Here is a 9782-nt window from a genome sequence, read left to right as displayed (position 1 = left end):
AACCGGTTCTTAGATTGATGGTGAAATCGTAACAATTATGGCGCTAAATAGAGCAATTAGGTGTGGAAATGTAAATACAGAAAGTGTTTATGATGGCAGAGCTATTTTGTTTATGTAAGATATAAGTTTTTGAAATATAGATAGGGAAAGATCACCCTTATTTCAGAAAATCAAGTTTTCTGAAATAAGGGTGATATAATCTTGATAGTATTTCAAAAAAGGAGAGATGATAGATGAAAAAGGAAAGAGCAGGAACTTTAAAAAAACAATTGTCAGGGGACATGGCATATTTTTCTTTTTATCCTTCCAAATTACCTCCAAATCCGTTAATAGAAGTTGACAGTGATATTACAGAGAAATTAATAAAGGCTCATAAAGTATTAGCAATACTTGATGATAGAGCGACCAATATCCCTAATATTGATTTGTTTATTTCCATGTATGTTCAAAAAGAGGCACTTCTTTCATCGCAAATTGAAGGTACACAGGCAACATTAGAAGATATTTTTAATCCCAATATCGATGAAAACATCAATGCAGATGTGGATGATGTTGTTAACTATATTAAAGCTAGCAAATATGCAATAAAAAGATTGGAAACATTACCTTTGTGTAATTGATTGCTTTTAGAGACTCATAAAGTATTGCTATCCGGAGTAAGGGGAAAAGAAAAAAATCCCGGAGAGTTTCGACAAAGCCAAAACCGGATAGGTGGGGCAGGTTCTACGATAAAAACAGCAAGGTATATACCGCCGAATGTTTTATCCATGAAAGAGTCTTTGTCCGATTTAGAAAAATACATGAATGCAGAGGATGCGTTAGATGATTTAATCAGAATCGCACTTATTCATTATCAGTTTGAATCTATACATCCATTTTTAGATGGAAATGGACGCATTGGAAGATTACTAATCGTGTTATACTTACTGGAGAAAAAAGTCATAAAAACGCCATCTTTATATTATAGAAGAGTACGAGATGAGATCAGAATACACCGATATCAGAGAGTACCTATACAAAGATGGCGATATGTGTGGATATTTATTTCGCTGTCTACACTGCGGTAAATACCACATCTATGTCGATGCGAGTTAATTTGTACGGTTGATAGGTGAATCTGGCATATTAAAGCGAAAGACGAATTTGGAGGAATTTTAATGAAGATATATCCATATTTTTTGATAGGAATAAAGCAGACATGGGACAATAATCTCTTTAAAATTGTGCTATTTACAGTTGGAACTGTCCTTCTTGTATCGTTGATACGCAAGCTTGTGATGGTCAGCAAGAGTGGCGGAAAATTTTCAGAGCCTATGCATATCGCCAATGGAAATTTATATATTCATAGCGGTATTGTTCCGGGGAACCGAGTGATTCCTTTGAAGGAGCTCGAAGCGGTTGATATACACTTTGTGCGCGAAAGGCATCTAAATGGTCACAGATATTTTATAGAGTTTGTGAGAAAAAAGGGAGAAACAAGGGTATCATTATTGGAAAGGATAAGGGTACTGAAGAGAGACTGTCTCAGATTAAGAAGCAGCTGAAGAAGAACAGAGTGAAGGTTCACGAGATAAAGTAAGTGAAGGAAAATAGGTTAATGATAGTGGAAACTAAGAAAAAATCGGTTCCTTGGAAAGAAGGGAAAGTCATATCGGTGTACCTTCGAGATGGGAGATACATATTGGCGCAGATGGTAAAATCGCCATACATGGTTTTCTTTAACCTTTTTAGCGAGGATAACTCGTGGGAAGGTGTGACTTTGTCAACTGATAAGGTGCTGTTCTGTCATGCGGTTACGCGTCAGTGGAAAGCGCACAGTCCCATCGAGCGCATTAAAGGTGTAGAGTCGCTTTCTGACTACGAGCTTCCAACCAGATGGATTCATACAGAAGGGCTCGGTCACAGAAGTCGAGAAATTATCGTTGATGGAGTAAAGCGAAGTGTGGTAATTCTCGGTACACGACTAGCATTGGTTGAAAGAGATATGATAGATAATAGCAAGAACAATGCACCGTGCGGACTCTATCATACGATGGTTAAGTCTGATTTAAAAGAAGCAGATTGGCCGATGGTGGAAAATATAGAAACAATGTCAGTCGAGATGTACCCGGGCTTGAATGAGCGGCTATACTTGTGTAGCCTTCTGGGGAAAAATGTAAATCCGGAGCTTGAGATTTACCTCGGTAGACCGATTCCGGAAGTATATAACACATATGTAAAGATAATGTGCGGAGACAAAATCCCCGATTACTGTTAATACGACGAATTAAAATCAACACCTAGTTAAACCCCTTGAATCCGGAAGATGAAAAGGGTATTATACTGGGCACAGATTAATGGATTTAACCATGGTAAATCAAAATAAATCGAAGGAAATGGGAGGACACAATGGGAAATAGAGAAATGAAAGTTAGAGTTAATATGCCGGTACTCCCCGAGAGATTAGGGGGATACACAGTTACAGCAAATAGGTTCGACGACATGTTCCTAAAGCTCTTCGACAAAGAGCCTTACGGAATCAACTCGGAGATTAACCTTATCGCCGGGGACGAGAGAACTAGCGTTGAAACCTTGGATATAGATAGAGGTGGAAGCTGCATGAGCATCAGCCTCAAGATTGGATATCCAGAAGCATTTACTTCAGGTGAAGTGCTAAGTAGACTTGCTGATGCGGTTGTGCCTTATAAGTGTGGCGTCGAGAAGATAGCGTAGATATTAAATGAAATCGGATGAAGCCCATAAAAGTTTACATATAGAGCGAAAAATAGCATGTAAATAGCGATAAAATGACTCAGACACTCGATAAATCACATGTAAACGTGATATATTTAATGGGATTGTGCATTTGCGAGAACAAAACGGTAATAGGAAGGATATACTATAGTTCGTTTCCTTATTGTGTTGGAGAGATTGAGTACTTATGCCCGGAGTGTATAGCTAGTGGTGAGGCAGCTAAAGAATTCGATGCGGAATTCGTGCAGGATGCCGAATGGGAAGGAGAAGTCGAAGGAGTTATTTGAAAGAACTCCAGGCTATATGAGCTGGCAGGGAGAGCACTGGCTATCATGCTGTAACGACTACTGCGCATATCTAGGAACAGTTGGCACAAAGGAGCTTGAGGAGATGGGTATTGCAGATGAGGTTATAGAAGAGTACGAGATGAGATCAGAATATACCGATATCAGAGAGTACCTATACAAAGATGGCGATATCTATGTCGATGCGAGTTAATTTGTACGGTTGATAGGTGAATCTGGCATATTAAAGCGAAAGACGAATTCGGAGGAATTTTAATGAAGATATATCCATATTTTTTGATAGGAATAAAGCAGACATGGGACAATAATCTCTTTAAAATTGTGCTATTTACAGTTGGAACTGTCCTTCTTGTATCGTTGATACGCAAGCTTGTGATGGTCAGCAAGAGTGGCGGAAAATTTTCAGAGCCTATGCATATCGCAAATGGAAATTTATATATTTATAGCGGTATTGTTCCGGGGAACCGAGTGATTCCTTTGAAGGAGCTCGAAGCGGTTGATATACACTTTGTGCGCAGAAGGCATCTAAATGGTCACAGATATTTTATAGAGTTTGTGAGAAAAAAGGGAGAAACAAGGGTATCATTATTGGAAAGGATAAGGGTACTGAAGAGAGACTGTCTCAGATTAAGAAGCAGCTGAAGAAGAACAGAGTGAAGGTTCACGAGATAAAGTAAGTGAAGGAAAATAGGTTAATGATAGTGGAAACTAAGAAAAAATCGGTTCCTTGGAAAGAGTTTTCCGGAATGATAAGAGAATGCAAAAAGGAAATATAGATATAGTATTAACTAAAGGTATAAGTTGTTTTGATTATGATACTAAAGATGAATTAGAAGCTATAAGAAAATTCAAACCGTGGGAAAAAGAATTATTTTTGTGAAAGATAAAATTGATACCGAAACGGTAAATGATGAACTATAAATAATTGGAGAAGTGAAAATATGCGTTGAGGATTGAAACACAGGGTAGAGAATGGAATATCAGGATTATATAGTAGAGTTTGCTATGGCTATAAAAAAGGTAAAAATGGCATGCTTGTCATTGATGAAGTAGAAGCAAAAGTCGCAAGAAATATTTTTGATTGGTATTTAGAAGGACTGAGCATTGGTGGGATTATAAATAGGCTTGAAGAAAAGAAAATCAAGATACCTAAAGGGAAAAAGCGTTGGAGTAAAAGAGCAATTTGAAGCAGTTCAACTTGAAATGGTATCTCGCAACAATATGGAAGTTTTAGAAGACGGAACAGTGCATAGAAAGAATAAAAAATATAGTTCGAAGAAAGGTGTCAAATCATGATGGAAAACTTAAAATATAGATTATGGTATTCATTAATCTTATGTTTCAGAAAATTTATGGGATTGTTATTTTTCGTTTATGAAATTGTAAGATACCCAATTAAAAATATTTCAATATGGTTAGTGGGATCTTGAATTTACACTCTAAATGCAACAATTAAATAATGACTCATAGCCTTGGTATAGTGGTGTTTGAGAAGACATCCCATTACCCAAGGAGGAACTATGAGTCATTGCAAATATCTTACATTAAATGATAGAAATAAGATAGAGGTTTGAAATGCGACGGGATATTTTGAGGATGAATATGGTGTTTGTGCGGATGCTATCACAAGCATATTGGATTCCGGCTATGATTTAATGAAGCTGAGATAACAGGATATTATAAAAAACTCACAGAGTTATACCATCAATAAGTCAGATAATAATATAGATTTCCGTTTAGTAAGAAATTGAAAAGTCTACTTTGATAATACCGAATAAAGTTTGATCATAGATATGATAAATCAACGTGGTATCACCTATGTTATTCATCATGCTAGTCCATGGCAATTTTCTTATAAACAAGATATTTTAGAAAAGAGAGATGATATTATTAATTATTATCGTATTCAAACTTAATAATCATTAAAAAAGGAACAATCGTTCCTTTTTTAGCCTTTATTGTAATTATCAAGTGATTTAATTAAGAATGGCATGGCTTGTTCAAAGTTAACCCCATAGGTATTATAATTTTCTTCTTCCAATGTCTTATGAATAGACTCTTTCACATAATCACAAGCAAGGGTCATAGCTTTTAACAATGATAAACCTTGTATAAGTCCACCACTGAAAGTACTTGCCCAAATATCACCAGTACCATGGAAATGTCTCGGTTCTTCTTGATTGAAGTAACTCGTGAAGGTATCGCTATCTTTTTCATATGCATAAGCACCAATAGAGCCATGTTCAAATTGAATACCTGTAAGAATAGCAGTAGGACAACCAAGGTCGGTTAGTTTACGCAAAACATCTTGAATATAAGCTTCATCATATTTTTCTTGATAAGGAATGTCTAATAAGAAGGATGCTTCCGTAAGATTGGGGACAATTATATCTGCAACAGCGCATAATTCACCCATTTTATGAGCAAATGGAACATCAAATCCGGGGTATAATTCACCATTATCTGCCATGCATGGATCGACAACCTTTAAAGCATTTTTGCCGAATTGATTAAATAAATTTTGTGCTAACTCAATCTGAGCAAAGGACCCTAAGTATCCAGTGTATACTCCATTAAATGAAAAGCCTTCTTTTTGCCAATGGGCAAGAATCGGTTCAACTTCTCTTGTTAAATCATGAAAGGTGAATTCTGAAAACATGGTATGAGTAGATAATACAGCAGTAGGGATAACAGCTGTTTCAATACCTATTGCCGAAAGAATTGGTAAAGCAACCGTTAATGAACACTTTCCTACACAGGAAACATCCTGCATTGTAATAATTTTTTTCATATAAACTATTCTCCAATACCATCATTATAATGGTTTTGTATGAAAATACCATTGCATGATAGTATTCTTATACAGAATTAGTTGTGTTGAGAGAGATAAGTTAGAATGAAAGTAACAAAAGAAAGTTATCATTAGGGGAAAAATAGGGCATATGAAAAGGCATGAAATATCGATTATTGATATGAACTAATCCTATTTCTACCATTGGAAATTTTTAGAAGATATTCTAAATGAGGAAAGGACACAACGAAATAGAAAATCCTTTGTGCAACAAAGAATTAAGAGAAATGAAACTATTTATCTAATTATAAGTGTATTATTATAAGAGCGATGATGAGTAAAAAAGAGAATTTCAGTTATATGAAGTTATTTTTTGAAATGATGCTAATCAGTGCATTTACTTTTGGGGGTGGATTTGTCATCATCAGCATGATGAAAAAGAAATTTTGTGAAGAATTGCACTGGGTTGGGGAAGATGAGGTGCTGGACATGACCGCAATTGCTCAATCTGCGCCAGGAGCTCTTGCTGTTAATAGTGCGATTATTTTTGGGTATCATGTTGCCGGAATTACGGGTGTTTTGTTATCTACTCTTGCGATAATTATTCCGCCAATAGTTATCATTACAATTGTTTGTATGATATATGAGGCATTTTCTACTAATGCGGTAGCACAAACAGCTTTACGTGTTATGCGTGCAGGTATAACAGCAATAATTATAGATGTTGTTATTGATCTTGGAAGTTTAGTGATTCATGCAAGGAATAGAATTCATATTTTTTTGATGTCGGTTGCATTTATAGCAGTCTATTTCTTTAGTATTGGTACCATTACAATTATTTTATTATTTATTATTTTGGGTATTGCAATGAATTTCTTAAAAGGGGAGATATCATGATATTTATTGAAATGTTTCTAACCTATTTTCAAATTGGCTTGTTTTCATTTGGTGGTGGTTATGCTGCAATGCCACTTATTCAGTCTCTTGTGGTCGAAGGCAAGAAGTGGTTAACTTTTTCGGAATATTCGGATTTAGTAACAATCGCAGAAATGACACCGGGACCTATAGCTGTTAATAGCGCGACATTTGTTGGGCAGAAGATAGCCGGCATGCCCGGAGCGATTGTTTGTACACTGGGTTGTATTACACCATCTTTGCTTATTGTCCTATTGCTGGCATGGGCATACAAAAAATATCGTGGATTATCAATTGTTCGGAATATCTTAGAAGAAGTACGATTGGCAGTAATTGCAATGATTGCTGGAGTGGGTATAACTATTTTATTGTTATCCTGTTTTAAAATTCATTCACTTTGGCACATAACTAATGCAGATATACAGTGGGTAGAACTAGTCTTATTTGTGGTGTCACTTATCTTGTTGCGTAAAAAGAAAGTTGGTCCAGTACAAATTATTTTTGGGACAGCAGTAATTGGAACATTTGTTTACACAATGATTTTATAAATAATTCACTTTAAGAAGGTTGCCATTACCTCGTGTTATAAGGCTAGCTTTTTTATAATGGAACGGATGATAAGTTGTATTCTTAAAATTCAAGAAAAAAGTATTTGTTCATTGAATAAAAAAAGTAAAAGGAATAATTCCAGTGCATCGAAGATAAGAAAACAGATAGATTGATTTTTAAAACCCCCAAAAAGCAATTTATCTCTGAAAATAATCTATAGTTTAACCAGTTGAAAATCACTTATCATGATTTCTACGGAATTGATTCGGTGAAACACCATTCTTGTCTTTAAAATACTTGTACAGGATATTAAGATTAGAAAAACCAGTATTCTCAGCAATTTTTTCAATCGTTAAGGAACTGTTCAGAAGATATTTTTCAACCTCTAAAATTTTATTATCAATTTGAATTTCTTTAAATGTTTTGCCATAGTTCTTCTTTAATAAGTTAGACAAATATTTTTCATGATAGCCAAATAGCTTAGCCACTTGTGTTAAAGTAGCTGTTTTGTAGTTATTGTTCAAATAATTAACGATATTAAAAACATGATTGGATTTTTGATCGGAAAAATGAACCGTTGAAGTCAAATAATCGTTTTTAGGATTGAACAATTCAAGTAAGATGATAGAAAAATAGTTTTGAATAGAATACAACTTATAAGGATTATCTTCATAGTATTCAATTAATAAATATTGAAATAAGTGTCTAATTTTTGGATTTTTAGCAGTCTTAAAAATAATGTAGTTATCATGACTTTCATTGGAGTAAAGAGCCTTGTTCATAAAAGTAGATAAAGTATTGTTCGTATTGACCGTTAAAAGTGATTTGAAATAATCATTGGACATAACAATATTGATGATAATATCTTTGAATTTCGGTTTCATCTTAGCTCTTACAACCTGTGTATCAAAGAAACAAATATCTCCTTCTTCAAGAATAATTTCTTTATCTTCAATAAAATACGCACATTTACCTGAATAAATATAATTCACATTCAAATTGGTAAAGATATGAAAAGGCATAAAATTATAACGAGAATCCTTACGAATGAATAAAGGTGAATTTTCTAATTGCCTTGTTGTAACCTCAATCACTTCTTTTCCTTTAATAAACTTTCTTTTTGAATAGCCCAGTTCATACTTTTTGGAATAACTACCAGCATGACTAAGGTAATACAATTCATTTTCAGTATGTGTAAATAGTTTTTTTTCTAAGTTTTTAATTTCTTGATCCATAAAAATATTATATCTTACTTTTTGATAAGAAATACCTTTCTTTCTGGAATTTAGATGAGGATATTTATGAGGTAGAATAAAATTGTTAAGGGATAAAGGAGGAACATACTATGGGGAAAGATTATTCTGCATTGGCTGCTGACATTGTTAAGCATGTTGGTGGAAAAGAGAATGTTATTGATTTAAGACATTGTGTTACTCGCCTTCGCTTCAAACTAAAAGATGAATCGAAAGCAGATACAGAGTATCTTAAAAAACGTGAGGGTATTGTTACGGTTGTACAAGCGAGTGGTCAATACCAAGTGGTGATTGGTAATCATGTTCCGGATGTTTATGCTGCTGTCGTAAAAGAAGGCATTACGGTTGGCAGAGAAGTAGAGGAAGAAGAATTCGTTGTCACAAAAGGAAATATTTTCAACCGATTAATTGATGTGATTTCGGGTATTTTCCAACCAGTATTAGGGGCTATGGCCGCCGCCGGTATTATCAAGGGTGTTGTTGCACTGTTGAAAGCAGTGTGGGCTATTACTCCACAAAATTCAATCTTGGCTTTATTGTTAAACGCCGCCGGCGATGGATTGTATCAATTTTTACCGATTATTTTGGCTATTACAGCCGCAAGAAAATTCAAAATGTCTGAATTTACCGCTACAGCTATTGGAGCGGCATTAGTATATCCCACTTTACCGGCCGGTGTTGCCGCTTTGAAAAAGGTAGGAATAACAACGATATTTGGTATTCCATTTAGCTTACCGACAGCCGGTAATTACTTATCTACCGTTGTGCCAATTATCTTAGCTATTTGGTTTGCGTCACATATTGAAAGAATTGTAAAGAAACATTCACCGGACTTCATCAAGATGTTTCTAGCACCATTCGTAACAATCATTTTAACAGTTCCACTATCATTTATGATTATTGGACCGGTTGCTAATATCCTTTCCGATCTTCTTTCGCAAGGATTCACGAGTATTTTATCTTTCAGTCCAATTTTATATGGCTTCGTAATGGCCGGTATGTGGCAAATCTTGGTTATGTTTGGCTTACACTGGGCAATTGTTCCTTTAGGAATTTTGCAGTTCTCGCAAAATGGATGGGCGACAATTTTAGTTCCTAACGCTATTGTTGCCTTTACACAAACAGGCGTGCTTTTAGCTATCCTTATGAAGACAAAAGAATCGAAGGTGAAATCACTTGGTTGGCCAGCGCTTATTTCCTCTGTGTTTGGTATCACAGAACCATCGATTTATGGTA

Annotated in this window: 14 protein-coding genes and 2 pseudogenes; 14 read left to right on the top strand and 2 right to left on the bottom strand. The window is 35.1% G+C overall.

Annotation, left to right across the window (positions count from 1 at the left end):
- Window positions 1-233: 233 nt before the first annotated feature.
- From K7I92_RS07280 to K7I92_RS07575, 11 genes and pseudogenes are all read left to right on the top strand, one after another.
- The gene (locus K7I92_RS07280; protein WP_220282595.1) at window positions 234-620 is read left to right on the top strand and encodes a Fic/DOC family N-terminal domain-containing protein; all 387 of its coding nucleotides are present in this window, start codon (window positions 234-236) and stop codon (window positions 618-620) included.
- A pseudogene (locus K7I92_RS07720) lies at window positions 621-914 on the top strand (Fic family protein); the annotation flags it as partial.
- A 46-nt stretch (window positions 915-960) separates the two neighbouring features.
- Window positions 961-1095: a CbrC family protein gene (locus K7I92_RS07715; protein ID WP_370627463.1), complete on the top strand. Its 135-nt coding sequence runs from the start codon at window positions 961-963 to the stop codon at window positions 1093-1095.
- A 62-nt stretch (window positions 1096-1157) separates the two neighbouring features.
- On the top strand, window positions 1158-1544 hold the full coding sequence (locus K7I92_RS07270) for a hypothetical protein (protein WP_220282250.1): 387 nt from the start codon (window positions 1158-1160) through the stop codon (window positions 1542-1544).
- Window positions 1545-1597: 53 nt separating this feature from the next.
- Window positions 1598-2257, top strand: a complete 660-nt coding sequence (locus K7I92_RS07265) for a hypothetical protein (protein ID WP_220282253.1) — start codon at window positions 1598-1600, stop codon at window positions 2255-2257.
- 131 nt (window positions 2258-2388) lie between these two features.
- Entirely contained in the window at window positions 2389-2712 is a 324-nt protein-coding gene (locus K7I92_RS07260; protein ID WP_220282252.1) for a hypothetical protein, read from the top strand.
- 74 nt (window positions 2713-2786) lie between these two features.
- Window positions 2787-3231: pseudogene (locus K7I92_RS07710) on the top strand (CbrC family protein).
- A gap of 62 nt (window positions 3232-3293) precedes the next feature.
- On the top strand, window positions 3294-3680 hold the full coding sequence (locus K7I92_RS07245; RefSeq protein WP_220282602.1) for a hypothetical protein: 387 nt from the start codon (window positions 3294-3296) through the stop codon (window positions 3678-3680).
- Between the two features lie 115 nt (window positions 3681-3795).
- Complete coding sequence (locus K7I92_RS07580) at window positions 3796-3918, top strand: hypothetical protein (RefSeq protein ID WP_255520666.1); 123 nt, start codon at window positions 3796-3798, stop codon at window positions 3916-3918.
- A 73-nt stretch (window positions 3919-3991) separates the two neighbouring features.
- Window positions 3992-4225, top strand: coding sequence for a recombinase family protein (locus K7I92_RS07240; RefSeq protein ID WP_220282249.1), 234 nt, complete (start codon window positions 3992-3994; stop codon window positions 4223-4225).
- Window positions 4226-4831: 606 nt separating this feature from the next.
- Window positions 4832-4954, top strand: coding sequence for a hypothetical protein (locus K7I92_RS07575; RefSeq protein WP_255594339.1), 123 nt, complete (start codon window positions 4832-4834; stop codon window positions 4952-4954).
- Window positions 4955-4986: 32 nt separating this feature from the next.
- On the opposite strand, the gene K7I92_RS07235 is transcribed toward K7I92_RS07575, so the two are convergent.
- A complete protein-coding gene (locus K7I92_RS07235) occupies window positions 4987-5829 on the bottom strand; it encodes a pyridoxamine kinase (protein ID WP_220282248.1) in 843 nt (280 codons plus the stop codon).
- Window positions 5830-6159: 330 nt separating this feature from the next.
- Here K7I92_RS07235 and K7I92_RS07230 point away from each other — a divergent pair, with 330 nt between their 5' ends.
- Together K7I92_RS07230 and K7I92_RS07225 are read left to right on the top strand one after the other, a co-directional pair.
- The gene (locus K7I92_RS07230; RefSeq protein ID WP_203245132.1) at window positions 6160-6726 is read left to right on the top strand and encodes a chromate transporter; all 567 of its coding nucleotides are present in this window, start codon (window positions 6160-6162) and stop codon (window positions 6724-6726) included.
- Between the two features lie 11 nt (window positions 6727-6737).
- Complete coding sequence (locus tag K7I92_RS07225; protein ID WP_220282247.1) at window positions 6738-7292, top strand: chromate transporter; 555 nt, start codon at window positions 6738-6740, stop codon at window positions 7290-7292.
- 237 nt (window positions 7293-7529) lie between these two features.
- Here the strand turns inward: K7I92_RS07225 and K7I92_RS07220 are convergent, their stop codons facing one another.
- Window positions 7530-8528 carry an AraC family transcriptional regulator gene (locus K7I92_RS07220; protein ID WP_203245135.1) on the bottom strand — a complete coding sequence of 333 codons (999 nt, stop codon included), beginning with the start codon at window positions 8526-8528 and terminating at the stop codon, window positions 7530-7532.
- Window positions 8529-8638: 110 nt separating this feature from the next.
- On the opposite strand from K7I92_RS07220, the gene K7I92_RS07215 reads away from it, so the two are divergent.
- Window positions 8639-9782: PTS transporter subunit EIIC (locus K7I92_RS07215; RefSeq protein WP_220282601.1), on the top strand; the 1144-nt coding region annotated here is incomplete at its 3' end.

The organism is Bulleidia sp. zg-1013 (assembly GCF_019798045.1).
Lineage (GTDB): Bacteria > Bacillota_I > Bacilli_A > Erysipelotrichales > Erysipelotrichaceae > Bulleidia.
The sequence above is the reverse complement of the archived record's forward strand: the minus strand, read 5'-3'. Positions and strand labels throughout refer to the sequence as shown.